The sequence below is a fragment of the Rhodanobacter sp. UC4452_H20 genome, from assembly GCF_052978205.1.
Window position 1 is genome coordinate 293,188 of record NZ_CM129662.1, and the last position, 23,099, is coordinate 316,286.

Sequence of the window (23,099 nt, forward strand, 5' to 3'; positions counted from 1 at the left end):
CGAGAGGCCCGGCCATGCCCGGGCCTTTCCTTTTCGGGATACCCGCCGTTCGCGACGCCGGCGGCCTTGCGGCAAATCCGGGCTACATCTTTCCCGCGGCGGGCCGATAACTCGTTGTCGAACCGCGCGCTGGAACCTGCATGCTTGTCCTGGTCGGAACCCTGGTTGTGCTCGTCAGCGTCGTGGGCGGCTACCTGCTGTCCCACGGGCAGCTGCTGGCGTTGTGGCAGCCCTACGAACTGCTGATCATCGGCGGCGGCGCTGCGGGGGCCTACCTGACAGCCAATCCGACCAAGATCGTCAAGGCCACCTTCCGCGACATCATGGGGCTGCTGAAAGGCCCGAAGTACCGGACGCAGGATTATCTCGACCTGCTTTCGCTGCTCTACGACATCTTCAGCCTGATGCGCAAGAACGGCCTGCTCAGCCTCGAATCGCACATCGAGGAGCCGGCCACCAGCAGCGAGTTCTCGGCCTATCCGCGCCTGCTCGCCGAGCACCACCTGATCGAGTTCATCACCGACTGCCTGCGCCTGATCGTGGGCGGCAGCATGAACCCGCACGAGCTGGAACAGCTCCTGGAGATGGAGCTGGAAGTCCACCACCAGGAAGCCGAGGCGCCGGCGATGGCCCTGATGAAATCCGCCGACGCGCTGCCCGGTTTCGGCATCGTGGCGGCGGTGCTCGGCATCGTCACCACGATGTCGCAGCTGAGCGGAGATACCTCGCGCATCGGCGAGCACATCGCCGGCGCGCTGGTCGGCACCTTTCTCGGCATCCTGCTGTGCTATGGCTTCGCCGGGCCGCTGGCCTCGGCGATGGAGAACCGCGCGCAGGAGGACGGCAAGGCGTTTGAATGCGTGAAAGTCGCGCTGATGGCCAACCTGCGCGGCTACAACCCGATGGTGTCGGTGGAGTTCGCGCGCAAATCGCTGGTCGCGCAGGTGCGGCCCAGCTTCATGGAGCTGGAGGGGCATCTCAAGGGCGCGCGCGCCGGAGCCGGGGCGTGAGCGAGGAGTTCGACCAGCCGATCATCATCCGGCGCGTGCAGCGCCGGAAGCACGGCCATCACGGCGGTGCGTGGAAGGTGGCCTATGCGGATTTCGTCACCGCGATGATGGCGTTCTTCCTGGTGATGTGGCTGATCGGCGTGGGCACCCGCGAGCAGAAGGCCGCGATCTCCGAGTACTTCAAGAACCCGAGCATGACTCCGGGCGCCGCCACGATCGCGCCGCCTGGCCAGGCCGGCCCCGGCGGCGCCAGCGACAGCATGATCAAGCTTGGCGGGACGATGGACCTGCCGCGCGGCCCGGGCGCGGAAAAGCGCGGTGCGCCGCAGGTCAAGCACAACGTCGAGGACGCGATCAAACTGGCGCGCCAGGCCGACAAGTCGCGTCTGGAGGAGCTGATGAAGCGACTTAATGCCTCGATCCAGAGCAGCCAGGCGCTGGCGCCATTCAAGGATCAGCTGCTGCTGGACATCACCTCCGAAGGCCTGCGCATCCAGATCGTCGACAAGCTCAACCGGCCGATGTTCGACACCGGCAGCGCGCGGCTCAAGCCGTACACGGTGCAGATCCTGCGCGAACTGGGCCGCTCGATCGACGACGTGCCGAACCAGATCAGCATCTCCGGCCACACCGACGATGCGCCGTACAACAGCGGGCACGACTACAGCAATTGGGAGTTGTCGGCCGATCGCGGCAACGCCGCCCGTCGTGCGCTGATCGCCGGCGGGCTGGAGGCGGACAAGATCTCGCGCGTGGTGGGCCTGGCCGCATCCGTGCCGTTCGACAAGCAGAACCCCGCCGATCCGGTCAATCGCCGCATCAGCATCATCGTGATGACCGACCAGGCCGCCAAGGCGGCGCGTTCGATGGAAGTGGCCGATGGCGGTGCGACGCAGCCTTCGCCGATGCCGACTCCAAAACCGGCACCACTGGCCGCTTCGATTGTCGCCACGACGCCCGCACTGGCGCGTCTGCCGGTGCCGTCGGTGATCGTCCACCCCGAGAGCGCGGCGACGCCGGGAACGGGCGCGACTCAGTTCTCGGCGAAACCTGCGTCGCGCTGATCGCCGTGCGACATCGCTGCGTCGCCGCGTTCGGCGTCGAGCTGTGCGAGGCGCTCGGGCGTGCCCACGTCCGTCCACACGCCGTGGTGATGGGTGCCGCTGACGGCTTGCCGAGCCATCGCGCCCAGCAGCAACTGGCGCAACTTGAAGGTGGGCGCCGCGGCTTCGTGGGCGGCCGTGCCGGCAAGTTCCCGCCAGCCGTCCAGCAGCTCCCGGCGGAACACGCCAATGCCGCTGAAGGTGAGCCGCGGTTCGCCGCTTGCCTGCACCAGACCTTGCCCGTCCAGCGCGAAATCGCCTTCGGGGTGGTGCGGCGGGTTGTCGACCAGCAGCAGGTGCGCCAGCCCCGCCGGCTCGGCGGGCAGCGTGCCGAAATCGGCATCGCACCAGACATCCCCGCTGATGGCGAGGAACGGCCCGGTGCCCAGCAACGGCAGCGCGTTCAGCATGCCACCGCCGGTTTCCAGCGGCACGGGGCCTTCGTAGGCGTAGCGGATGCGCAGGCCCCAGCGGGAACCGTCGCCCAGCACCGCCGGAAACTGCTCGGCCAGGTGCGAGGTGTTGATCACCACGTAGTGCACGCCGGCGGCGGCGAGACGTTCGAGGTGCCAGACGATCAGCGGCTTGCCGCCGACGCAAAGCAGTGGCTTGGGCGTGCGGTCGGTCAGCGGGCGCATGCGCTCGCCGCGGCCGGCGGCGAAGATCAGTGCGTGCCTCATGCCGCCGCCCGGGTCAGGTCGCGGCCCTGCGCGTGGCGCTCCAGCAGGTCGGCGAAATCGGCCAGCTCGGGATAGCGGCGCGCCACCTCGATCACGTAGCGGTACACCTGCGGCACGTCCTTGAGATAGCCGCTCTTGCCGTCGCGGTACCACAGCCGATAAAACTGGCCCAGCACGCGCACGTGGCGATGCAGGCCGGTGAGATCGAACCAGCGCAGGAAACGCGCGGCGTCCACTGCCGCGTCGATCACGCCTGCGCGCAGCAGTCGCTGCCGGTACGACTCCACCCACGCTTCCACGCGATCGCCCGGCCAGGCGATGTAGGCATCGCGCAGCAGCGAGGCGAGGTCATAGGTGACCGGCCCGTGCAGCGCGCCCTGGAAATCGACGATGCCCGGGTTGTTCGCCTCCGTCAGCAGCAGGTTGCGGCTGTGGAAGTCGCGGTGCACGAAGCAGCGCGGTTGCTCCAGCGCGTTGTGCACGATGAGGTCAAACGCCGCCTCCAGCACGTCCCATTCGCCGCAGGCCGGCGTGTGGCCGAGGTGGCGCTGCAGGAACCATTCGGGCATCACCTCCAGTCCGCTCACCAGCACCTGACGGCCGAACGGCGGCAGGTCGTCGGCGGCCACCCGCGTCTGTATCTTCAGCAGGGCGTCCATCGCATCGCCGTACAGGCGGTCGGCGCTGGTGTCGTTCAATGCATCGAGGTACAGCCGCGAGCCCAGGTCCTCGATCAGCAGGAAGCCCTGGTCGAGGTCGCGTGCATGCACTTGCGGCACGTGCAGGCCGGCGGCGGCCAGGCGCTCGCCAATGGCCAGCCACGGGCGCGGATCTTCGCGATCGGGCGGCGAATCCATCACGATCCAGCTTTGCCCGCCTTGCGTGGTGCGCCAGTAGCTGCGAAAGCTGGCATCGGCCGAGGCGCTGTCCAGCGTCAGCGTGGGGGCGTTCAGGGCTTTGCGGGCCCAGGCGAGACGGGCAGCGGCGCGATCGTGCGAAGTCATGGCCGCCAGCTTAGCGAGGCCGCCACGGCATGGCGACACGGCCTCGCTGGATCGCTTCAGCCCGGACCCCGTGCGTGCGTGGGCGCGGCAGACACAGGCTGGCCTGCGCACACGACGAGGTGAAAGGGGTGGGTATGGCCGCCTTGCGCCGGTGGCGGCGGTCACGTTGACCGCGGCCGGCTTAATCAGTACCATTTTGGTCCCGATTCAAGCCCGGCCGATTCCGCCTGCCATGCTTCGCGTCAGCCGCCTCACCGATTACGCCACCGTGGTGATGACCTGCATCGCCGCGCACCCGGCTGACGTGCTGAGCACCGCGCAGATCGCCGACGAGACGCGGCTCGAGCTGCCCACGGTCAGCAAGCTGCTCAAGGCGCTGGGCCACGCCGAACTGGTCGAGTCCTTCCGCGGCGTCAACGGCGGCTACCGGCTGGCCCGCCCGGCCAGCGAGATATCGCTGGCGGAAATCGTCGAGGCGCTGGAAGGCCCGATCGGCATGACCGAGTGCGGCGTGGGCGAAGGCCAGTGCGAACGCGAGGCGCAGTGCGGCGTGCGCGGCAGCTGGCAACGCATCAACAGCGTGCTGGACCAGACCCTGCGCGCGGTCAGCCTGGCCGACATGCTCAAGCCGCCGCCCGCGAAACGAAAAATCGCCGTCACCGTGAAAACCGGCGAGGCCATCACCGAATGAACAGCATGATCAACGACAGCAGCAGCGCCACCGCACTGCGCGACAACGCCGACGTCGCCGAGGCGCTCGGTCGCAGCTACTCGGCCGGTTTCATCACCGAGATCGAGATGACCGGCCTGCCGCCGGGCCTGGACGAGGGCACCATCCGCGCCATCTCCGCCGTCAAGCACGAGCCGGAATGGATGACCGAGTGGCGGCTGCAGGCCTATCGCCACTGGTTGACCATGCCCAAACCGGACTGGGCCAAGCTCAACATCGACCCGATCGACTACCAGGCGATCAGCTATTACGCCGCGCCGAAGAAGCAGCCCAAGTCGCTGGACGAAGTCGATCCGGCCCTGCTGGAAACCTACGAGAAGCTCGGTGTACCGCTGCACGAGCGCGCTGCGCTGGCCGGCGTGGCGGTGGATGCGGTATTCGACTCGGTCTCGGTCGGCACCACCTTCCGCAAGCAGCTGGCCGACGCCGGCGTGCTGTTCTGCTCGATGAGCGAGGCGATCCGCGAATACCCCGAGATCGTGCAGAAATACCTGGGCAGCGTGGTGCCCACCGGCGACAATTTCTTCGCCGCGCTGAACTCGGCGGTGTTCTCCGACGGCAGCTTCGTGTTCATCCCGAAAGGCGTGCGCTGCCCGATGGAGCTGAGCACGTACTTCCGCATCAACGCGCAGAACACCGGCCAGTTCGAGCGCACCCTGATCGTGGCCGAGGAGCGCGCCCACGTCTCCTACCTCGAAGGTTGCACCGCGCCGAAGCGCGACGAGAACCAGCTGCATGCGGCGGTGGTCGAGCTGGTGGCGCTGGAAGGCGCGCAGATCAAGTACTCCACCGTGCAGAACTGGTATCCCGGCGACGAGAACGGCGTGGGCGGCATCTACAACTTCGTCACCAAGCGCGGCGACTGCCGCGGCGACGACTCGAAGATCTGCTGGACCCAGGTCGAGACCGGCTCGGCGATCACCTGGAAGTACCCGTCCGTGGTGCTGCGCGGCGACCGCTCGGTGGGCGAGTTCTACTCGGTGGCGCTGACCCACCATTTCCAGCAGGCCGACACCGGCACCAAGATGATCCACATCGGCAAGCACACCAAGTCGAAGATCGTCTCCAAGGGCATCAGCGCCGGGCGCAGCTCCAACAGCTACCGCGGCCTGGTGAAGATGGAGAAGGGCGCCGAGGGCGCGCGCAACTACACCCAGTGCGACAGCCTGCTGATCGGCAAGCAGTGCGGCGCGCACACCTTCCCGTACATGGAAGTGAAGAACCCCACTGCGATCGTCGAGCACGAGGCGACCACGTCCAAGATCTCCGACGACCAGATGTTCTACTGCCGCGCGCGCGGCATCCCGGAAGAGGATGCCGTGTCGATGATCGTCGACGGCTTCTGCAAGCAGGTGTTCCGCGAACTGCCGATGGAGTTCGCGGTGGAGGCGAAGAAGCTGCTTGAGGTGAGCCTCGAAGGTGCGGTGGGTTGATGCTTTTTCCTTCTCCTTCCGGGAGAAGGTGCCCGAAGGGCGGATGAGGGTGCGGGCCTGCACGGATTTTTCCGCAAGCCCCGAACCCTCACCCCAACCCCTCTCCCGGTGGGAGAGGGGCTCAAGATCAGGAATCCTCATGCTCAAAATCGAAAACCTGCATGCCCGCGTCGAGGGCAAGGAAATCCTCAAGGGGCTCAGCCTCGAAGTGAACGCGGGCGAGGTGCACGCGATCATGGGGCCCAACGGCGCCGGCAAGTCGACGCTGGGCAACGTGTTGTCCGGCCGTGACGGCTACGAGGTGACCGCCGGCAGCGTGACCTACAACGGCATCGATCTGCTGGCGCTGGCGCCGGAGGCGCGCGCGGCGGCCGGGGTGTTCCTGGCGTTCCAGTACCCGGTGGAGATCCCCGGCGTCAACAACACCTATTTCCTGCGCGCGGCGCTGAATGCGCAGCGCAAGGTGCGTGGCGAGAAGGAACTCGACTCGATGCAGTTCCTCAAGCTGGTGCGCGAGAAACTCAAGGTGATGCAGATCTCCGACGAGCTGCTGCACCGGGCCGTCAACGAGGGCTTTTCCGGCGGCGAGAAGAAGCGCAACGAGATCTTCCAGATGGCGGTACTGGAGCCGCAGCTGGCGATCCTCGACGAGACCGACTCGGGCCTCGACATCGACGCGCTGAAGCAGGTGGCGCAGGGCGTCAACACGCTGCGTTCGCCCGAGCGCGCGTTCCTGATGATCACCCACTACCAGCGCCTGCTCGACTACGTGGTGCCGGACTTCGTGCACGTGCTCGCCGGTGGCCGCATCGTCGAGAGCGGCGACAGGTCGCTGGCGTTGAAGCTGGAAGCGCATGGCTACGCCGGGATCGGCGCCAGCCATCCGGCAGTCCCGCACCAGGCGGGAGCGCAGGCATGAACCAGCCGGCATCGCTGCCGTTGGTCGCCTCGCTGCTGGATGCCCCGCTGCCGCCCAGCGGCATCGCCTGGCTGGATGCGGCGCGGCAGGAAAACCGCGCGGCGTTCGCCATCGGCGGTCTGCCCGACACGCGGGTGGAGGCATGGAAGTACACCGCACTGCGCGGGCTCGGCCAGCGCCGCTTTACCCAGGGCGACGCCGCGGCGCAGACGCGCGCGGTGGAGGCATCGACTCTGACATTGCCCGGTGTCTCGGGCGTTCGCCTGGTCTTCGTCAACGGGGCGTTCCGCGCCGATCTGTCGGCGGTGGATTCGCTGCCCGCCGGACTTTCGCTGCAACCGCTGTCGCAGGCCTTGCGGGGCGACGTCGAACCGCTGCGCTTCGCGCTGTCGCGCCACTACCGCGACATCGGCGACGCCTTCGCACAGATCAATGCCGCCAGTGCCGGTGATGGCGTGGTACTGCGCGTAGCCGCCCACGCCAGGATCGACCAGCCGGTGCAGCTGGTGTTCGTCGGCGCCGAGGCCGAACTGGCCTGGCATGTGCGCAATGTGATCGAACTGGGCGAGGGCGCCGAGCTGAGCCTGGTCGAACAGCACGCAAGCCGTGGCGACGCCGCGCAGTTGGCCACCGTGGTCAGCGACATCGAACTACGCGACGGTGCGCAGCTGCATCACGTCATGCTGCAGGATGCGGCGGCCGGCACCAATCTGATTCGACGCAGCAGCCTGCGCCTGCATGCGCGCGCGCAGGCTGCCCTGCACGTGCTGGAACTGGGTGGCGCGTTGGTACGCCACGACCTGCGTGCCGAGCTGATCGGCGACGGCGCACGGGTGCACACCCGCGGCGTGTTCATGCCGCATGGTCGCCAGCACATCGACACCCAGCTGGCGATCCGCCACCAGGCGCTGGACACCACCTCCACCTCGCACTGGCGCGGCGTCGCCAACGACCGCGCACGCGGCGTGTTCCGCGGCGCGATCGTGGTGGCGCCCGGTGCCGACGGCAGCGACGCCAACCTCACCAACAAGAACCTGCTGCTGTCGCCGAGCGCCGAGATCGACACCAAGCCGGAGCTGGAAATCTATGCCGACGAAGTGCAGGCCGCGCACGGCGCCACGGTCGGCCAGCTCGACGAGCGTTCGCTGTTCTACCTGCGCTCGCGCGGCATTCCGCTCGCCGAGGCACGCGCACTGCTGACTGCCGCATTCTGCCGCGCGGTGCTGGACGACCTGCCGAACGTGGCCCTGCGCGAGCATCTATCCACCTTGCTGGTCGCACAGCTTCCCGCTTGACGCTCCAGCTCCTGGGCCTGCCCGCAGGGGCAGGCCGGGAGGGGCGAGGCTCCTGGCCTGAAGATCAAGAGCGCACCCCAGCCCAACCCTCCCCTGCGAGCGGGGGAGGGAGCCCCAACCGGATTCTCCGAATGAACGCACAAGCCAGCACACCGACCGTCTTCGACGTCCAGCGCATCCGCGCGGACTTCCCGTTGCTGTCGCGCACGGTGCACGGCAAGCCGCTGGTGTACTTCGACAGCGCCAACACCAGCCAGAAGCCGGTGTCGGTGATCGAGGCGGTGAACACCCACTATCGCGAACACAACGCCAACGTGTCGCGCGCGGTGCATCAGCTGGGCGAGGAGGCCACGGCGGCGTATGAAGGCGCGCGCGACAAGCTCGCGCGGTTCATCCATGCCGGTTCGCGCGATGAGGTCATCCTCACCTCCGGCACCACCCAGGCCACCAACCTGGTCGCCTACAGCCATGTGCTGCCGCAACTGAAGGCGGGCGACAGCATCCTCACCACGGTGATGGAGCACCACGCCAACATCGTGCCGTGGCAGCTGGTTGCCGCGCGCCGCGGCGCCACGGTGAAGGCCGCGCCGATCGACGAGCGCGGCGAGCTGATCGTGGAGAAGTACGTCGAGATGCTGACGCCGGAGGTGAAGCTGGCCTGCGTCACCCACGTTTCCAATGTGCTGGGCACGGTCAACCCGGTGCGCGAGATCGCGCGCGAATGCCGCAAGCGCGGCATCCCGCTGCTGGTCGACGGCTCGCAGGCGGTGCCGCACCGGCGGGTGGACGTGCAGGCGCTGGGCTGCGATTTCTACGCGCTGACCGGGCACAAGATGCTTGGCCCCACCGGTACCGGCGCGCTGTGGGCGAAGCGCGAACACCTGGAAGCGATGCCGCCGTTTTTCGGCGGCGGCGAGATGATCCGCGAGGTGAAGTTCTCCGGCACCACCTTCGCTGCGCCTCCGCACAAGTTCGAGGCCGGCACGCCGAACATCGCCGGCTTCGTCGGCCTGGCGGCGGCGATCGACTACTACGAGTCGGTCGGCTTCGCGGCGATCGAGGCATGGGAGCAGCAACTGCTGCATTACGCCACGGAACGCCTGCGCGAGATTCCCGGCCTGCGCATCATCGGCGAGGCGGCCGAGAAGGAGCCGGTGGTCTCGTTCCTGCTGGAAGGTGCGCAGGCCACCGATCTGGCGACCCTGCTCGACCTCGAAGGCGTCGCCGTGCGCTCCGGCCACCACTGCGCGCATCCGTTGATGCAGTTCTTCGGCGTGCCCGCCACGCTGCGTGCGTCGCTGGCGTTCTACAACACGCGCGAGGAGATCGACAGTTTCGTCGTCGCCCTGCTCAAGGTGCGCCGCCTGCTGCGCTGAAACGGCGGCGGCTTTCCTGCCGCCGCCACGGTCGGGCATCATGTGCGGCGGAGTCCCCATCGATCATCCCCATGCTTGCCTCGTTGCCATCGTTCATCCGCGTGCCGCTGGCGCTGCTTGCGCTTGCACTCAACATCCTGTTGCACGTGGCTTTCATTTTCGCGTTCACCCTGCTCAAGCTGCTGCTGCCGGTACACGCGATTCGGCAGGCCTGCTCACGCGCCCTGGTCGCCATCGCGGAAAGCTGGATCGGCGTCAACAATGTCCTGTTCGGCGTGTTCGCCCGCGTGCGCTGGCAGGTCGAGGGGCTGGCCGGGCTGCGTCGCGACGGCAACTACCTGGTGCTGTGCAACCACCAGAGCTGGGTGGATATCCCGGTGCTGCAGAAGGTGTTCAACCGGCGCATCCCGTTCCTGCGCTTTTTCCTCAAGCAGGAACTGATCTGGGTGCCCTTGCTCGGCCTGGCATGGTGGGCGCTGGATTTCCCCTTCATGAAGCGCTATTCGCGGCAGGCCCTGCTGCGCCACCCCGAGCTGCAGGGCAAGGACCGCGAGGCGACCCGCCGCGCCTGCGAGAAGTTCCGCCACATGCCGGTGTCGGTGATGAACTTCGCCGAAGGCACGCGCTTCACGCCGGCCAAGCACGACGCGCAGCATTCGCCGTTTCGCTACCTGCTGCGGCCGAAAGCCGGCGGCGTGGCCTTCGTGCTCGATGCGATGGGCGAGGCGCTGCACGCGATCCTCGACGTCACCATCGTCTATCCGCATGGCCCATGCACCATTGCCGACCTGATCGCCGGACGCGTGCGCGAAATTCGCGTGCATGTGCGTGAACGCCCGATAGGTCGCGAGCTGATCGGCAGCTACGACGAGGACGCGGCATTCCGCGGCCGGGTCAAGGCATGGATGAACGACTTGTGGCACGAGAAGGACGCCCAGGCGGCGCGCATGCAGCTGTCGCCCGATGCCGGATCGAGAGGAGACTGAAATGCGTGTGCTGGTCGTGGGCGCCGGGGCTACCGGCGGCTATTTTGGCGGCCGCCTGCTGCAGCACGGGCGCGATGTGACCTTCCTGGTGCGTGAGGGCCGCGCGCGGCAGCTGGCGCAGCACGGCCTGGTCATCCGCAGCGCGGCCGGCGACGTCGACCTGCCCGCACCGCCGACCGTGCTGGCAAGTGCACTGTGCGAGCCGTTCGACCTGATTCTGCTCAGCTGCAAGGCCTACGGCCTGGAGCAGGCGATGGCCGACATCGCTCCGGCCGTGGGCGAGCGCACCACCGTGCTGCCATTGCTCAACGGCATGCGCCATCTCGACCTGCTGGATCACCGCTTCGGTGCCGAGCGCGTCTTCGGCGGCCAATGCGCCATTTCCGCCACGCTCGACGCGCAAGGAGCCGTGCAGCATCTCAACCGGCTTCACAGCCTCACCTTCGGCGAGCGCGACGGCAGCGCGTCCGCGCGCATGCAGGCGATCACCGGAATGCTGGGCCAGGCCGGTTTCGACGCGCGACCCAGCGACGCGATCGTGCAGGAGATGTGGGACAAATGGTTTTTCCTGACCTCGCTGGCCGGCATCACCTGCCTGATGCGCGGGGCGATCGGCGAGATCGAGGCCGCACCCGGCGGTCGCGCGGCGGCGCTCGCGCTGCTGGAGGAATGCCGCGCGACGGCGGCAGCGGCCGGCCATGCTCCCCACGAGCGCGTGCTGGAACGGGCGCGCGGCATGCTGACGGAACCGGGGTCGCGCCTCGAAGCTTCCATGCTGCGCGACCTGCGCCAGGGCCATCCGATCGAGGCCGACCACGTGGTGGGTGACATGCTTGCGCGCGCGCGGCAGGCGCAGTTGCCGGCCACGATGCTGGAACTCGTCCATGCGCACCTCAAGGTCTACGAGGTCCGTCGGCTGGCCACTCCGTCGGCATGAGTCGATCCGGCGTGCGCGCTTGCTGCAGATCATGGCCGGCCGGCACGTCGCGCATTACCATGCGCGGATGACAGAGCCACGCGCCCCCGTCGCATTTCGCACCGCCCGCGCGGCGGACGTCCCTGCCATCGTCGCGCTGGTCGAATCGGCTTATCGCGGCGAATCGGGCTTGCGCGGCTGGACCACCGAATCCCACCTGCTCGACGGCCAGCGCACCGACGCGGCCGATGTCGAGGCGTTGATCGCGCGGCCGGACAGCTGCGTGCTGCTGGCGCTCCGCGACGGTGCGCTGGTGGCGAGCTGCCACGTCGAGCGACAAGCTGCGGCCGGCTATTTCGGCATGTTCGCGGTTGACCCGGCGGAGCAGGGCCACGGCCTGGGCAAGCAGGTGCTGGCCCAGGCCGAACGCATCGCGCGCGAACAGTGGCATTGCAGCGCGATGCGCATGACGGTGATCGTGCAGCGCGAGGAGCTGATCGCCTGGTATGGCCGGCGCGGCTACCGGCGCACCGGCGAACGGCAGCCGTTCCCGTACGGCAACGAGCGTTTCGGCATTCCGCGTCGCGCCGACCTGTGTTTCGAGGTGCTGGTCAAGGAGTTCACCGAGGTGCTTGCATGAACGGATGGATCAGGGTCGGCACGCGCAGCGATTTCCTGCCCGGCGAATACAAGGTGGTGTGGGACGGCGACACCTCGATCGCCGTGTACAACATCGACGGCGCGCTGTATGCGGTCGAGGACACCTGCACCCACGATGGCGGCGAACTGGCTGGCGGCGAAGTGTTCGGATTCGAGGTGGAATGCCCGCGCCACGGCGCGCGCTTCGACCTGCGCACCGGTGCGGTGACCAGGCCGCCGGCGTATGTCCCGATCGCCAGCTTTCCGGTGCGCGAGGAAGACGGCGCGATCTGGACGCGCGACGACCGCTGACTTCGCGCGTCAGCCGCCTTGTTGGCAGCGCGCGGCCTGTGCGGCTGTGGCCGGGGCGCCGCGCACCCGGCCGGCATTGGACACCACCACGCTGAGCGCCTGGCTGTCCCGCCCCGGCTCGCAGAACAGCAAGGTCAGGTTGCTGCCGCCGGCACTGCCGTCAGGCTGGAAGCGCACCTCGTGGCGGCCATTGCTGCTGGTGATGCGCAGACCCAGGTCGTAGGCTGCCCCGGTGCGGGCGGGTTGGCCATCGGGCTGGTGATCGCCGTCGAGGTCCTGTCCGAGCAGCCAGCCATGTTCCCAGCGGTTGTCTTCGCTGCATCGGCTGCCATCCGCACTGGGGCAGAACAGCGTGCGTTTGCCGGTGATCGCCGCGGTGCTGCGCGTGTGTCGCAAGGCGGCGATGAAGTCGCTTTGCGCCGCCTGCAGTCGATTGCGGCTCAACACATGGTGCAGCGGCGGCAACGCGATGCCGGTCAGAATGCCGGCGATGGCCAGTACCATGACTTGTTCGATCAGGCTGAAACCGCGGTTCGCTTTCCATGGCGTCGTCGTCATCTCGCATCCTGCGCTGTGCCGGAACCGGCATGCTAGGACGATGGCCCGTGCCAGCCAGCAGCCCGATGCCGCCCGCGGCGTCGGACTCTGCTGACGCGGCATGTCAGCAGGCCGGATTTAAAATGTGCCGTCCCGCCCACATCTGCAGCTGATGACCGACCGCTTCCAACTCGCCGCCCCCTACCAGCCCGCCGGCGACCAGCCGCAGGCGATCCAGCGCCTGGCCGAGGGTTTCGAGGCCGGCCTGGCCGCGCAGACCCTGCTCGGCGTGACCGGCTCGGGCAAGACCTACACCATCGCGAACGTCATCGAGCGCATCCAGCGCCCGACCATCGTGATGGCGCCGAACAAGACGCTGGCCGCGCAGCTGTACGGCGAGTTCCGCGAGTTTTTCCCGCAGAATGCGGTGGAGTACTTCGTCAGCTACTACGACTACTACCAGCCGGAAGCCTATGTGGTGGCGTCGGACACCTTCATCGAGAAGGATGCCTCGATCAACGAGCACATCGAGCAGATGCGGCTGTCGGCGACCAAGGCGCTGCTGTCGCGCCGCGACTCGATCATCGTGGCCACCGTGTCGGCGATCTACGGCCTGGGCAATCCGGAGGACTACCTGTCACTGCGCCTGATCCTGGCCACCGGCGAGCGCATCGACCAGCGCAAGCTGATCCACCAGCTGACCGAGCTGCAGTACACCCGCAACGAAACGGAGCTGCGCCGCGGCACCTATCGCGTGCGCGGCGAGATCGTCGACGTGTTTCCGGCCGAGTCGGAGACCGAGGCGCTGCGCATCGAGCTGTTCGATGGCGAAGTGGAGAAGATGGCGCTGTTCGATCCGCTCACCGGCGAGACGATCCGCAGGGTGCAGCGCTATACCGTCTACCCGCGCACGCACTACGCCAGCACGCGCGAGAGCGTGCTCAACGCGATCGAGACGATCAAGGTCGAACTGAAGGACCGGCTGGAATATCTGTACAGGGAGAACAAGCTGGTCGAGGCGCAGCGACTGGAGCAGCGCACCCGCTTCGACCTGGAGATGATGGCCGAGGTCGGCTACTGCCAGGGCATCGAGAACTACTCGCGCCACCTGACCCGCCGCGCGCCGGGCGAGCCGCCGCCGACCCTGTTCGACTACCTGCCGGCCGACGGCCTGCTGGTGGTGGACGAGTCGCACGTCACCGTGCCGCAGCTGGGCGCGATGTACAAGGGCGATCGCTCACGCAAGGAGACCCTGGTGGAGTTCGGTTTCCGCCTGCCCTCGGCGATGGACAACCGGCCGCTGCGTTTCGAGGAATGGGAGGAGCGCGTGCCGCGGGCGATCTACGTCTCCGCCACGCCGCGCGATTACGAACTGCACAAATCCGGCGATGCGGTGACCGAGCTGGTGGTGCGCCCGACCGGCCTGGTCGACCCGGAAGTCGAGGTGCGCCCGGTACGCACCCAGGTCGACGACCTGCTCAGCGAGGTGCACAAGCGCGTGGCGATGGGCGACCGCGTACTGGTCACCACGCTGACCAAGCGCATGGCCGAGAACCTCACCGAATACCTGTCCGAGCACGACGTGAAGGTGCGTTACCTGCACTCGGACATCGAGACGGTCGAGCGCAGCGAGATCATCCGCGACCTGCGCCTGGGCGAGTTCGATGTGCTGGTCGGCATCAACCTGCTGCGCGAGGGCCTGGACATGCCCGAGGTATCACTGGTGGCGATCCTCGACGCGGACAAGGAGGGCTTCCTGCGTTCCACCGGCTCGCTGATCCAGACCATCGGCCGCGCTGCCCGCAACGTGCGCGGCAAGGCGATCCTGTACGCCGACAACGTCACCCGCTCGATGCAGGCGGCGATGGACGAGACCGCCCGCCGCCGCGAGAAGCAGATCGTCTTCAACGAGGTGCACGGCATCACCCCGAAAACCGTGGTGCGGCGCATCGCCGACATCATGGAGGGCGCGCGCAGCGAGGTCGGCAACCGGCGTGGCGGCAAGACGCGCACCCGCGACCGCGCGGTGGCCGAGCAGGGCGCCGATTACGCCGGTCTCGGCGCGGCGCAGGCGGCTGCCCTGCTGAAGAAGCTGGAGGCGCAGATGTACAAGCACGCCCAGAACCTGGAGTTCGAGGACGCCGCCCGGCTGCGCGACCAGATCCACCAGTTGCGCGAGCAGGCCCTGCGCTGAGCCGGGCGGCGGGATATTGTCGGGCGCCGCCGGCTCCCGTATACTGCGCGGCTCGCACGGCCTGGCCGTGGCGACGGGCGGTTAGCTCAGCGGTAGAGCACTACCTTGACATGGTAGGGGTCACAAGTTCGATCCTTGTACCGCCCACCAATTCCATGATCCACCGATCGAGTGGAACCGAGAGGGGAATCCGGCCAGGGTTCCCCTTTTTCGTGGGGCGACGGCGCGCTCGTCGCTGGCTGCGCGGCCATCTGATTCGTTCGCCGAACACGTTCGCGTCCGCTGCGCGTGCCCTCGCCAGCCGCGCGATTCGATGCCCTCTCGCCGCTCCCTCGCGGATCGGCGGAATTCCGTCGATTCAGCTTGCAGCAATCTCTTCACGGATGTAGATTGCCCGGACGGTCGATCGTACTCCGGCTGCCAGCGATCTTCGGGTCCGGGCGCGCCGTGAGGCGACGAGGAGATCGGGCACGCAGCTACGCCAAGTCCAACGCCGAGGTGGGGTGGTCATCGGTTTCGACGTGCGACGGCGGGATGTGGTGCTTCAGTAAAGTCGGATGGTGTGCCGAGACGTTGCATGCGTCGCGGCGCATGTCATGCCGCCACTGCCGAACCGCCGGGGGGAACGAAGGGGACGTATGGACTTGCGTGCACAGTCGCCATCGGAATCGTGCCTTGCTCCCGTACGTCGACGCGGTTCGCGCGGGCGCGTTGCCGTGTCGCCCGATCTTTCTGCCGATCGCCAATGCCGCGCGCACGATGTCTCGGTCACGACCGTGCAAGGTCGCCGCCGCGTCTGCGCACCTGCCTTCAATGACTTTTCGTTCCGTTGCCGCCGGGCTGGTCCCGGCCGCGCCGGGGCGGATGAATGCTGCATCTTGAAAACCCAAGCATGCCCACCGGGAGAGTCGCATGGCCAAGCAAAGTAGTCAGAAATTCATCGCGCGCAATCGTGCGCCCCGCGTGCAGATCGAGTACGACGTCGAGGTCTACGGCGCACAGAAGAAGGTGCAGGTACCCTTCGTGATGGGCGTGATGTCGGACCTGTCCGGTGCCAATGCGGGCGAGCTGCCGCCTATCGAGGATCGCAAGGCGCTGGAGATCGACGTCGACAATTTCGACAGCCGCCTGAATTCGATGAAGCCGCGGGTGACCTTCGCGGTGCCGAACACGCTCACCGGCGAAGGCAGCCTGGCGGTGGACATCACCTTCGAGAGCATGGACGACTTCTCGCCGGCGGCGGTCGCCCGCAAGGTGGGCGCCGTGGCGAAACTGCTCGAGGCGCGCACGCAGCTTGCCAACCTGGATACCTACATGGACGGCAAGGCAGGCGCTGAAAACCTGATTGCCCAGGCACTCAAGGACCCGGCGCTGCTGCAGTCGCTGGTTTCGGCGCCCAAGCCCGCCGACGACACCAACAAAGACGGGGAGTAAGCACGCATGGCCACCGAAAAGCTAGCCGAACAGGAAGGCGCCGTACAGACTCTCGACGCCGGCGACTTCGCTGCGTTGCTGAGCAAGGAGTTCAAACCCAAGAGCGACCGCGCCAAGGAAGAGGTCGAATCGGCCGTGCGCACCCTGGCCGAGCAGGTGCTGAACAAGGCCGACATCGTTTCCGACGACGTCGCCCAGACCATCAACGCCTACATCGCCGAGATCGACCGCAAGCTCAGCGAGCAGATCAACCTGATCATGCACCACCCCGATTTCCAGAAGCTGGAAAGCGCGTGGCGCGGCCTGCATCACCTGGTCAACAACACGGAGACGGATCAGCTGCTGAAGATCCGCGTGATGAACATCTCCAAGAAGGAGCTGGGCAAGACCCTGAAACGCTACAAGGGCACGGCCTGGGACCAGAGCCCGATCTTCAAGAAGCTGTATGAGGAAGAGTACGGCCAACTGGGCGGCGAGCCCTATGGCTGCCTGGTCGGCGACTACTACTTCGACCACAGCCCGCCCGACGTCGAGCTGCTCTCGGGCATCGCGCAGGTTGCTGCGGCGGCACACGCGCCGTTCATCTCGGCCGCGGCTTCCACCCTGATGGGCATGGACAGCTGGAACGAGCTTGCCAACCCGCGCGACCTGGCCAAGGTGTTCTCCACGCCGGACTACGCCGCGTGGCGCTCGCTGCGCGAGTCGGACGATGCCAAGTACATCGGCCTGACCATGCCGCGCACGCTGGCCCGCCTGCCGTATGGCGCCAACACCGATCCGGTGGAGGAGTTCAACTTCGAGGAGGACACTGCCGGCGCGGACTCGTCCAAGTACACCTGGCAGAACGCGGCTTACGCGATGGCGGTGAATATCAACCGCTCGTTCAAGGAATATGGCTGGTGCTCGCGCATCCGCGGCATCGAGTCCGGCGGCGCGGTGGAAGGCCTGCCCGCACACACCTTCCCGACCGACGACGGCGGCGTGGACATGAAGTGCCCGACCGAGATCGCGATCACCGATCGCCGCTCGGCCGAGCTGGACAAGATGGGCATGATGCCGCTGGTGCATCGCAAGAACTCGGACATGGCCGCGTTCATCAGTGCCCAGTCGCTGAGCAAGCCGGAGGAGTACGACGATCCGGACGCCACCGCCAACGCGGCGCTGGGCGCGCGCTTGCCGTACATGTTCGCCTGCTGCCGCTTCGCGCATTACCTGAAGTGCATCGTGCGCGACAAGATCGGCTCCTTCAAGGATCGTACGGCGATGGAGCGCTGGCTGGCGTCCTGGATCAACCAGTACGTCGACGGCGACCCGGCCAACTCCAGCGAAGAGACCAAGGCCCGCAAACCCTTGTCGGCCGCGGAGGTGGTGGTGGAAGAGGTGGAAGGAGCACCTGGGTATTACACGTCGAAGTTTTTCCTCAAGCCGCATTATCAGTTGGAGGGCCTGACCGTTTCCCTGAGGCTGGTGTCCCGTCTTCCTTCGGCGGCCAAGAGCTGACCCGGAAGTTTCTCGCAGGTTCGTTCCACGGTTTCAACTGGCAGTACCAGTCAATCGCCGAGCAGCTTCCTCCGAGCGAGAACTGTCCGGTTCACCTGATTTCAACAGACAAGGAGAATTCTCATGGCACTAGACATGCACCTGAAGCTGGAGGGCGGCGACGTCACCTTCACCGGCGAATCCAAGCACACCAAGCACAAGGACCAGATCCAGCTGCTGGCCTGGTCCTGGGGGATGTCGCAGAGCGGTTCCTTCGGCCATGGCACCGGCGGCGGCGCGGGCAAGGCCAACGTGCAGGACATCAGCTTCACCAAGTACCTCGACAAGAGCACCACGTCCTTCATCAAGGCGCTGGTCACCGGCGCGCACATCGGCACCGCGACCTTGTTCGTGTCCAAGGCCGGCGGCAAGCAGGAGGACTACTTCACCATCAAGCTGACCAGCGCGATGGTGACCAGCTATTCCACCGGCGGCTCGGGCGGTGAGGACATGCTGACGGAGAACATCTCGATCAGCTTCGCCAAGTTCGACGTCGAGTACTTCGCCCAGAACGACAAGGGCGTGGTGGCTTCGGCCGGCACGGTCGGGTACAGCGTCGAGGAAGTCGCGGCGAGCTGAGCTGGCGCCTGACCAGGCTTCGCCGGCACCTGCTGTCCGGCGGTCCAGGTGCAGGGGACGAATGCAACGGCTTGTCGCACCCCGGACTTCCGGGTGCGACCAGCGGCGTTTGTCCGCCTGCACCCGGGATCGTCCGGTCGGGGTGACGGCGACCTTCCCGCGCCCGCGGCCCCGCTGCCGACGGGGCGCCGGCATCGAGAGACGACATGACACCCGAAAGCAAGCTCAAAGAAGGCCGGCCGGACGAAGCGTTGCAACTGCTCACGGCGGAAGTACGCAACAACCCGGCAGATGCCAAGCGCCGGGTTTTTTTATTCCAGTTGCTGGCGCTGCTCGGACAATGGGAGCGGGCACAGAACCAGCTCAGCGTCTGCGGCGAACTCGACCCGCTCAACGCCATGATGGTCGGTGCCTATTCGGAGGCGCTGAAAGGCGAACTGGTGCGCGCCGACGTCTTCGCCGGCAAACGCATGCCGGTGATCATCGGCGAGCCGGAACCCTGGCTGGCGTGGCTGCTGCAATCGCTCAAGCTCGGCGCCGAAGGCAGGCACGAGCAGGCCGCGACGCTGCGCGAGCAGGCACTGGAACAGGCTCCCGCGGTGGCGGGCAACATCGACGGCGCCGCGTTCGAGTGGATCGCCGATGCCGACCCCCGCATCGGGCCGTGCCTGGAGATCATCGTCAACGGCGGCTACTCCTGGGTACCGTTCTCGCGCCTGCGCGAGCTGAAATTCGAGGCCCCGAGTGATCTGCGCGACAAGATCTGGGTGCCCACCCAGGTGACATGGAGCAATGGCGGCCAGGCCATCGGCTTCATTCCGGGGCGTTACGCCGGCAGCGAACGGTCCGAGGACCAGGACATCGTGCTCGGGCGCAAGACCGACTGGGTGGAGCAGGGCAGCGACCAGATCGGTCTGGGACAGCGCATGCTGGCCACCGACGTGGCCGACTATCCGCTGCTCGACGCGCGACTGATCACCTTCGACGTCGCCTGAGCCGGAGTGCCGACTTTCCATGGCTGAGCTCACCACCCAGGAACGACTTCAGCCTTCGCTGCTCGATCGCCTGACCGACGACGAGCCGGGCAAGCTGGAGGAAAGCCGCGAGAAGCGCGTGATCTCGGTGTCCCGACTGCGCGAATGCGTCACCCGCGATATCTCCTGGCTGCTGAATTGCGTGAGCCTGGAGGCGAATGTCGAGCTCGAGGAATATCCCGAGGTTTCCCGCTCGGTGCTCAACTTCGGCATCCCCGACCTTACCGGTGCGGCCCTGTCGGGAATCAACGCCGAAGCGCTGCAGCGCCGTGTACGCGATGCCATCGTGGCCTACGAGCCACGGCTGACCGCCAACACCCTGCGCGTCAACGTCAACGCGTTGACCAAGCGCATGGATCGCCAGGCGCTGATTTTCAACATCGAATCGGAAATGTGGGCGCAACCGATTCCGTTGAACCTGTACCTGAAGACCGAAGTCGACCTGGAGACCGGCAACTTCAAGGTGTCGGAGGGCTTCGGCTGATCGCCCATGGACCCGAGACTGCTGCGCTACTACAACCGGGAACTGCAACACGTACGCGAAATGGGCGGCGAGTTTGCCCGCGAGTATCCGAAGATCGCCGGCCGCCTCGGCCTGGAAGGCTTCGAGTGCGCCGACCCCTACGTGGAACGCCTGCTGGAAGGCTTTGCCTTCATGGCCGCGCGCGTGCAGCTCAAACTCGACGCGCAGTATCCGGTGTTCACCCAGCACCTGCTGGAGATGATCTATCCGCATTACCTGGCGCCGGTGCCCTCGATGGCCGTGGTGCAGATGCACCCGGACCTCAAGGAAAGCGGCCTGCTGGCCGGCCACAAGGTGGCCCGGCACACGGCATTGCGCAGCATGATCGGCAAGGACGACCGCACCGCCTGCGAATACCGCACCGCCCACGAGGTCACCCTGTGGCCGCTGGAGCTGGCCGAGGCGAAGTATTTCGAGACCCCCGCCGCGATCGCCGCCGCCGGGGTGGTGCTGCCGGCCGGCAAGATCGTACGCGCCGGCCTGCGCCTGAAGTTCCGCGTCACCGCCGGTGCCCAGGCCAACATGCTGGCGCTGGACCGGCTGCCGATATTCCTTGCCGGCGCCGATGAACTGCCCAAACGCCTGTACGAGCAATTGCTCGGCAATGCGGTCGGCTACCAGGTCCGCGCGCAGGGCGCGTCGGGGGCGATCAACGAGAACCACGACGCCAGCCACATCGAGCGTCGCGGCTACGACGACGACGAGGCGCTGATCCCTTACTCCGGGCGCTCGTTCAGCGGCTACCGGCTGCTGCAGGAGTATTTCGCCTGCCCCGAGCGCTTCCTGTTCGCCGAGTTCACCGGCCTGCGGTCGCTGCTGGCGCGGGCCAAGGGCAACGAGTTCGAGATCGTGGTGTTGTTCGACCGCAGCGTGGCCAGCTTGCACAACGCCGTCGACGTCAGCAACTTCCGGCTGTTCTGCACGCCGGCGATCAACCTGTTCCCGCGGCGTGCCGATCGCATCCACCTGACGCAGGGCACCAGCGAATACCACATCCTCGCCGATCGCACCCGGCCGATGGATTTCGAAATCCACAGCATCGGCAACGTCGAGGGGTTCGGCGACCGGCAGGAGCCGGAGCAGCGCTTCCTGCCGTTCTACGGCTGCGACGAGCGCACCTGGCACGCGCGGCACTCGGCCTACTACACGATCCGCCGCGAGCCGCGGCTGTTGTCCTCCCGGCAGAAGCGCCAGGGTGCGCGCTCCAGCTACATCGGCAACGAGATGTTCATCTCGCTGGTCGACTCCAGCGAGGCGCCGTACTCCACCGAGCTGCGCCAGATCGGCATGCAGCTGATGTGCACCAACCGCGACCTGCCGCTGCAGATGCCGGTCGGCAAGTCCCACACCGACTTCACCCTGGAGACGGGCGCGCCGGTGGAATCGATCCGCTGCGTCGCCGGTCCGACCAAGCCGCGTGCCTCGGTCGCCACCGGCGAGACCGCGTGGCGCCTGCTCAGCCACCTGCAGCTCAACTACGTGTCGCTGCTGGAAAACAACGCGGGCGAAGGCGCCGCGGCACTGCGCGAGATGCTGACCCTGTACTGCGACGAGTTCGACTCCAGCGCACTGCGCCAGATCGAGGGGCTCAAGGCGGTGAGTTCGCAATCCATCGTGCGACGCATCCCGTTGCCCGGGCCGATCACCTTCGGCCGCGGCCTGGAGATCACCCTGACCTGCGACGACGGCGCCTTCGAGGGCACCGGAGCGTTCCTGCTGGGCGCGGTGATGCAGCAGTTCTTTACCCGTTACGTATCGATCAACTCCTTCACTGAAACCGTTCTGCGCACGCTGGAACGCAACGAGGTCGCCCGATGGCCCGCCCGGCTGGGAACACGGCAGACGCTGTAGCGCTGGAGAACGCGCTGCGCGACCATCCCGAGTCCTTCGAGTTCTTCGAAGCGCTCCGGCGGTTGGAGTGCGCATTCCCGGAGCGTCCGCGGCTGGGCCAGTCGACCAAGGTCAGCGATGACTTCGTGCGCCTGGGCCAGACCCCTTCGCTGGCCTTTGCGCCACGCACCGTGGACAGCTACCAGCCCGGTGGCGGCGGCCGGCCGGCGCGCATGCGAGGCCTGTTCTTCGGCCTGTTCGGCCCGAACGGGCCGTTGCCGCTGCACCTGACCGAATACGCGATGGACCGCGAGATCAACGCGCGGGATTCCACCTTCCGCGCGTTCGCCGACATCTTCCACCATCGCATGATGAGCCTGTTCTACCGCAGCTGGGCCGACGCCCAGCCCACGGTGCAGCTGGATCGCCCCGAGGAGGATCGTTTCCAGCTGTACATGGGCGCGCTGGTCGGCCTGGCCACGCCGGATCTGGGCGATCGCGACGCCTTGCCGGACCAGTTCAAGCGGTTCTTCGCCGCACGCCTGCTGCAGCAGGCGCGCAATGCCGAAGGCCTGCAGGGCATGCTGGAGCGCTTCTTCCGCGTGCCGGTGGGCGTCGTCGAGTTCATCGCCGAATGGATGCGCCTGCCGTCCGCCTCGCAGCTGCGCTTGGGCGCCTCGCGCGAGGTTGCAGCACTGGGCCTGACCACGGTCACCGGCGAATACGTGCGCGGCAGCCAGCAGCGTTTCCGCCTGCGCCTGGGGCCGCTCACCCGCGCCCAGTTCAACAACTTCCTGCCCGGCGGCGAAGCGCTGCGGCAACTGGTGGCCGCGGTGAAAACCTACGTCGGCGAGGAAAAAGCCTGGGATGTGCAGTTGGTACTGAAGAAGGCCGATGTCCCGGTGACGCGCCTGGGGCGCGAAGGACGGATGGGCCTGACGACGTGGATGGGCTCGCCCCGGCACGACGACGACGTCGACGAGGTCGTGCTGCAACCGGTGGGATAGCCGCTGGCGGCCGGGTCGA

22 protein-coding genes and 1 tRNA gene are annotated in these 23,099 nt (G+C 67.0%); 20 read left to right on the forward strand and 3 right to left on the reverse strand.

What is annotated here, in order from left to right; genetic code table 11:
- Positions 1-140 precede the first annotated feature (140 nt).
- A complete protein-coding gene (gene motA / locus ACVCMC_RS01340; protein ID WP_447098399.1) occupies positions 141-1,010 on the forward strand; it encodes a flagellar motor stator protein MotA in 870 nt (289 codons plus the stop codon).
- Entirely contained in the window at positions 1,007-2,074 is a 1,068-nt protein-coding gene (gene motB, locus ACVCMC_RS01345) for a flagellar motor protein MotB (RefSeq protein WP_447098400.1), read from the forward strand. Before motA ends, motB begins: the two co-directional genes overlap by 4 nt.
- On the opposite strand, the gene murU is transcribed toward motB, so the two are convergent.
- Both murU and ACVCMC_RS01355 read right to left on the reverse strand, forming a co-directional pair.
- On the reverse strand, positions 2,044-2,793 hold the full coding sequence (gene murU / locus ACVCMC_RS01350; protein WP_447098401.1) for an N-acetylmuramate alpha-1-phosphate uridylyltransferase MurU: 750 nt from the start codon (positions 2,791-2,793) through the stop codon (positions 2,044-2,046). The genes motB and murU overlap by 31 nt on opposite strands.
- Positions 2,790-3,797, reverse strand: coding sequence for an aminoglycoside phosphotransferase family protein (locus tag ACVCMC_RS01355; protein ID WP_447098402.1), 1,008 nt, complete (start codon positions 3,795-3,797; stop codon positions 2,790-2,792). Before ACVCMC_RS01355 ends, murU begins: the two co-directional genes overlap by 4 nt.
- 232 nt (positions 3,798-4,029) lie before the next feature.
- Here ACVCMC_RS01355 and ACVCMC_RS01360 point away from each other — a divergent pair, with 232 nt between their 5' ends.
- The 9 genes from ACVCMC_RS01360 to ACVCMC_RS01400 all read left to right on the forward strand — a co-directional run bounded on the left by ACVCMC_RS01360 (position 4,030) and on the right by ACVCMC_RS01400 (position 12,403).
- Positions 4,030-4,488 (forward strand): SUF system Fe-S cluster assembly regulator, encoded by a 459-nt coding sequence (locus ACVCMC_RS01360; protein ID WP_395119698.1) that lies wholly within the window; start codon positions 4,030-4,032, stop codon positions 4,486-4,488.
- Positions 4,489-4,493: 5 nt separating this feature from the next.
- Complete coding sequence (gene sufB, locus ACVCMC_RS01365) at positions 4,494-5,960, forward strand: Fe-S cluster assembly protein SufB (RefSeq protein ID WP_447098403.1); 1,467 nt, start codon at positions 4,494-4,496, stop codon at positions 5,958-5,960.
- Positions 5,961-6,099: 139 nt separating this feature from the next.
- Positions 6,100-6,879 (forward strand): Fe-S cluster assembly ATPase SufC, encoded by a 780-nt coding sequence (gene sufC / locus ACVCMC_RS01370; RefSeq protein ID WP_395119696.1) that lies wholly within the window; start codon positions 6,100-6,102, stop codon positions 6,877-6,879.
- A complete protein-coding gene (gene sufD / locus ACVCMC_RS01375) occupies positions 6,876-8,174 on the forward strand; it encodes a Fe-S cluster assembly protein SufD (RefSeq protein ID WP_447098404.1) in 1,299 nt (432 codons plus the stop codon). Before sufC ends, sufD begins: the two co-directional genes overlap by 4 nt.
- Positions 8,175-8,305: 131 nt before the next feature.
- Positions 8,306-9,550, forward strand: coding sequence for an aminotransferase class V-fold PLP-dependent enzyme (locus ACVCMC_RS01380; protein WP_395119694.1), 1,245 nt, complete (start codon positions 8,306-8,308; stop codon positions 9,548-9,550).
- Between the two features lie 71 nt (positions 9,551-9,621).
- Complete coding sequence (locus ACVCMC_RS01385) at positions 9,622-10,536, forward strand: acyltransferase (protein WP_447098405.1); 915 nt, start codon at positions 9,622-9,624, stop codon at positions 10,534-10,536.
- Position 10,537: 1 nt separating this feature from the next.
- The gene (gene panE, locus ACVCMC_RS01390; protein WP_447098406.1) at positions 10,538-11,473 is read left to right on the forward strand and encodes a 2-dehydropantoate 2-reductase; all 936 of its coding nucleotides are present in this window, start codon (positions 10,538-10,540) and stop codon (positions 11,471-11,473) included.
- A 67-nt stretch (positions 11,474-11,540) separates the two neighbouring features.
- Entirely contained in the window at positions 11,541-12,092 is a 552-nt protein-coding gene (locus ACVCMC_RS01395; RefSeq protein ID WP_395119691.1) for a GNAT family N-acetyltransferase, read from the forward strand.
- Positions 12,089-12,403: a non-heme iron oxygenase ferredoxin subunit gene (locus ACVCMC_RS01400; protein WP_395119690.1), complete on the forward strand. Its 315-nt coding sequence runs from the start codon at positions 12,089-12,091 to the stop codon at positions 12,401-12,403. Before ACVCMC_RS01395 ends, ACVCMC_RS01400 begins: the two co-directional genes overlap by 4 nt.
- A 9-nt stretch (positions 12,404-12,412) precedes the next feature.
- Here the strand turns inward: ACVCMC_RS01400 and ACVCMC_RS01405 are convergent, their stop codons facing one another.
- A complete protein-coding gene (locus ACVCMC_RS01405) occupies positions 12,413-12,961 on the reverse strand; it encodes a GspH/FimT family pseudopilin (protein WP_447098407.1) in 549 nt (182 codons plus the stop codon).
- Positions 12,962-13,112: 151 nt separating this feature from the next.
- On the opposite strand from ACVCMC_RS01405, the gene uvrB reads away from it, so the two are divergent.
- The 9 genes from uvrB (at position 13,113) to tssG (ending at position 23,080) form a co-directional block, all read left to right on the forward strand.
- Positions 13,113-15,134 carry an excinuclease ABC subunit UvrB gene (gene uvrB / locus ACVCMC_RS01410; RefSeq protein WP_447098408.1) on the forward strand — a complete coding sequence of 674 codons (2,022 nt, stop codon included), beginning with the start codon at positions 13,113-13,115 and terminating at the stop codon, positions 15,132-15,134.
- Between the two features lie 75 nt (positions 15,135-15,209).
- A tRNA-Val gene (locus ACVCMC_RS01415) sits at positions 15,210-15,284 on the forward strand.
- A gap of 762 nt (positions 15,285-16,046) precedes the next feature.
- On the forward strand, positions 16,047-16,568 hold the full coding sequence (tssB, locus tag ACVCMC_RS01420; RefSeq protein WP_324899045.1) for a type VI secretion system contractile sheath small subunit: 522 nt from the start codon (positions 16,047-16,049) through the stop codon (positions 16,566-16,568).
- A 6-nt stretch (positions 16,569-16,574) separates the two neighbouring features.
- Positions 16,575-18,068 carry a type VI secretion system contractile sheath large subunit gene (gene tssC, locus ACVCMC_RS01425; RefSeq protein ID WP_324899048.1) on the forward strand — a complete coding sequence of 498 codons (1,494 nt, stop codon included), beginning with the start codon at positions 16,575-16,577 and terminating at the stop codon, positions 18,066-18,068.
- Positions 18,069-18,191: 123 nt separating this feature from the next.
- Positions 18,192-18,686, forward strand: coding sequence for an Hcp family type VI secretion system effector (locus ACVCMC_RS01430; RefSeq protein ID WP_324899050.1), 495 nt, complete (start codon positions 18,192-18,194; stop codon positions 18,684-18,686).
- A 206-nt stretch (positions 18,687-18,892) separates the two neighbouring features.
- On the forward strand, positions 18,893-19,681 hold the full coding sequence (locus tag ACVCMC_RS01435; protein ID WP_324899053.1) for a type VI secretion system accessory protein TagJ: 789 nt from the start codon (positions 18,893-18,895) through the stop codon (positions 19,679-19,681).
- Between the two features lie 19 nt (positions 19,682-19,700).
- The gene (gene tssE / locus ACVCMC_RS01440) at positions 19,701-20,204 is read left to right on the forward strand and encodes a type VI secretion system baseplate subunit TssE (RefSeq protein WP_324899055.1); all 504 of its coding nucleotides are present in this window, start codon (positions 19,701-19,703) and stop codon (positions 20,202-20,204) included.
- A 6-nt stretch (positions 20,205-20,210) separates the two neighbouring features.
- Complete coding sequence (gene tssF / locus ACVCMC_RS01445; RefSeq protein WP_324899057.1) at positions 20,211-22,094, forward strand: type VI secretion system baseplate subunit TssF; 1,884 nt, start codon at positions 20,211-20,213, stop codon at positions 22,092-22,094.
- A complete protein-coding gene (gene tssG / locus ACVCMC_RS01450; protein ID WP_324899059.1) occupies positions 22,058-23,080 on the forward strand; it encodes a type VI secretion system baseplate subunit TssG in 1,023 nt (340 codons plus the stop codon). The genes tssF and tssG overlap by 37 nt, the downstream gene beginning before the upstream one ends.
- The last annotated feature ends 19 nt before the right edge of the window (positions 23,081-23,099 follow it).

What these genes read in the sequence shown, in the direction of transcription:
- tssB (WP_324899045.1), top strand. Translation starts at nt 16,047, where the DNA reads ATGGCCAAGCAAAGTAGTCAGAAATTCATCGCGCGCAATCGTGCGCCC.
- tssF (WP_324899057.1), top strand. Translation starts at nt 20,211, where the DNA reads ATGGACCCGAGACTGCTGCGCTACTACAACCGGGAACTGCAACACGTA.
- ACVCMC_RS01380 (WP_395119694.1), top strand. Translation starts at nt 8,306, where the DNA reads ATGAACGCACAAGCCAGCACACCGACCGTCTTCGACGTCCAGCGCATC.
- sufC (WP_395119696.1), top strand. Translation starts at nt 6,100, where the DNA reads ATGCTCAAAATCGAAAACCTGCATGCCCGCGTCGAGGGCAAGGAAATC.
- ACVCMC_RS01405 (WP_447098407.1), bottom strand. Translation starts at nt 12,961, where the DNA reads ATGACGACGACGCCATGGAAAGCGAACCGCGGTTTCAGCCTGATCGAA.
- uvrB (WP_447098408.1), top strand. Translation starts at nt 13,113, where the DNA reads ATGACCGACCGCTTCCAACTCGCCGCCCCCTACCAGCCCGCCGGCGAC.
- tssG (WP_324899059.1), top strand. Translation starts at nt 22,058, where the DNA reads ATGGCCCGCCCGGCTGGGAACACGGCAGACGCTGTAGCGCTGGAGAAC.
- ACVCMC_RS01355 (WP_447098402.1), bottom strand. Translation starts at nt 3,797, where the DNA reads ATGACTTCGCACGATCGCGCCGCTGCCCGTCTCGCCTGGGCCCGCAAA.
- ACVCMC_RS01385 (WP_447098405.1), top strand. Translation starts at nt 9,622, where the DNA reads ATGCTTGCCTCGTTGCCATCGTTCATCCGCGTGCCGCTGGCGCTGCTT.
- tssE (WP_324899055.1), top strand. Translation starts at nt 19,701, where the DNA reads ATGGCTGAGCTCACCACCCAGGAACGACTTCAGCCTTCGCTGCTCGAT.
- ACVCMC_RS01360 (WP_395119698.1), top strand. Translation starts at nt 4,030, where the DNA reads ATGCTTCGCGTCAGCCGCCTCACCGATTACGCCACCGTGGTGATGACC.
- sufB (WP_447098403.1), top strand. Translation starts at nt 4,494, where the DNA reads ATGATCAACGACAGCAGCAGCGCCACCGCACTGCGCGACAACGCCGAC.
- motA (WP_447098399.1), top strand. Translation starts at nt 141, where the DNA reads ATGCTTGTCCTGGTCGGAACCCTGGTTGTGCTCGTCAGCGTCGTGGGC.
- murU (WP_447098401.1), bottom strand. Translation starts at nt 2,793, where the DNA reads ATGAGGCACGCACTGATCTTCGCCGCCGGCCGCGGCGAGCGCATGCGC.
- tssC (WP_324899048.1), top strand. Translation starts at nt 16,575, where the DNA reads ATGGCCACCGAAAAGCTAGCCGAACAGGAAGGCGCCGTACAGACTCTC.
- ACVCMC_RS01395 (WP_395119691.1), top strand. Translation starts at nt 11,541, where the DNA reads ATGACAGAGCCACGCGCCCCCGTCGCATTTCGCACCGCCCGCGCGGCG.
- ACVCMC_RS01400 (WP_395119690.1), top strand. Translation starts at nt 12,089, where the DNA reads ATGAACGGATGGATCAGGGTCGGCACGCGCAGCGATTTCCTGCCCGGC.
- panE (WP_447098406.1), top strand. Translation starts at nt 10,538, where the DNA reads ATGCGTGTGCTGGTCGTGGGCGCCGGGGCTACCGGCGGCTATTTTGGC.
- sufD (WP_447098404.1), top strand. Translation starts at nt 6,876, where the DNA reads ATGAACCAGCCGGCATCGCTGCCGTTGGTCGCCTCGCTGCTGGATGCC.
- ACVCMC_RS01430 (WP_324899050.1), top strand. Translation starts at nt 18,192, where the DNA reads ATGGCACTAGACATGCACCTGAAGCTGGAGGGCGGCGACGTCACCTTC.
- ACVCMC_RS01435 (WP_324899053.1), top strand. Translation starts at nt 18,893, where the DNA reads ATGACACCCGAAAGCAAGCTCAAAGAAGGCCGGCCGGACGAAGCGTTG.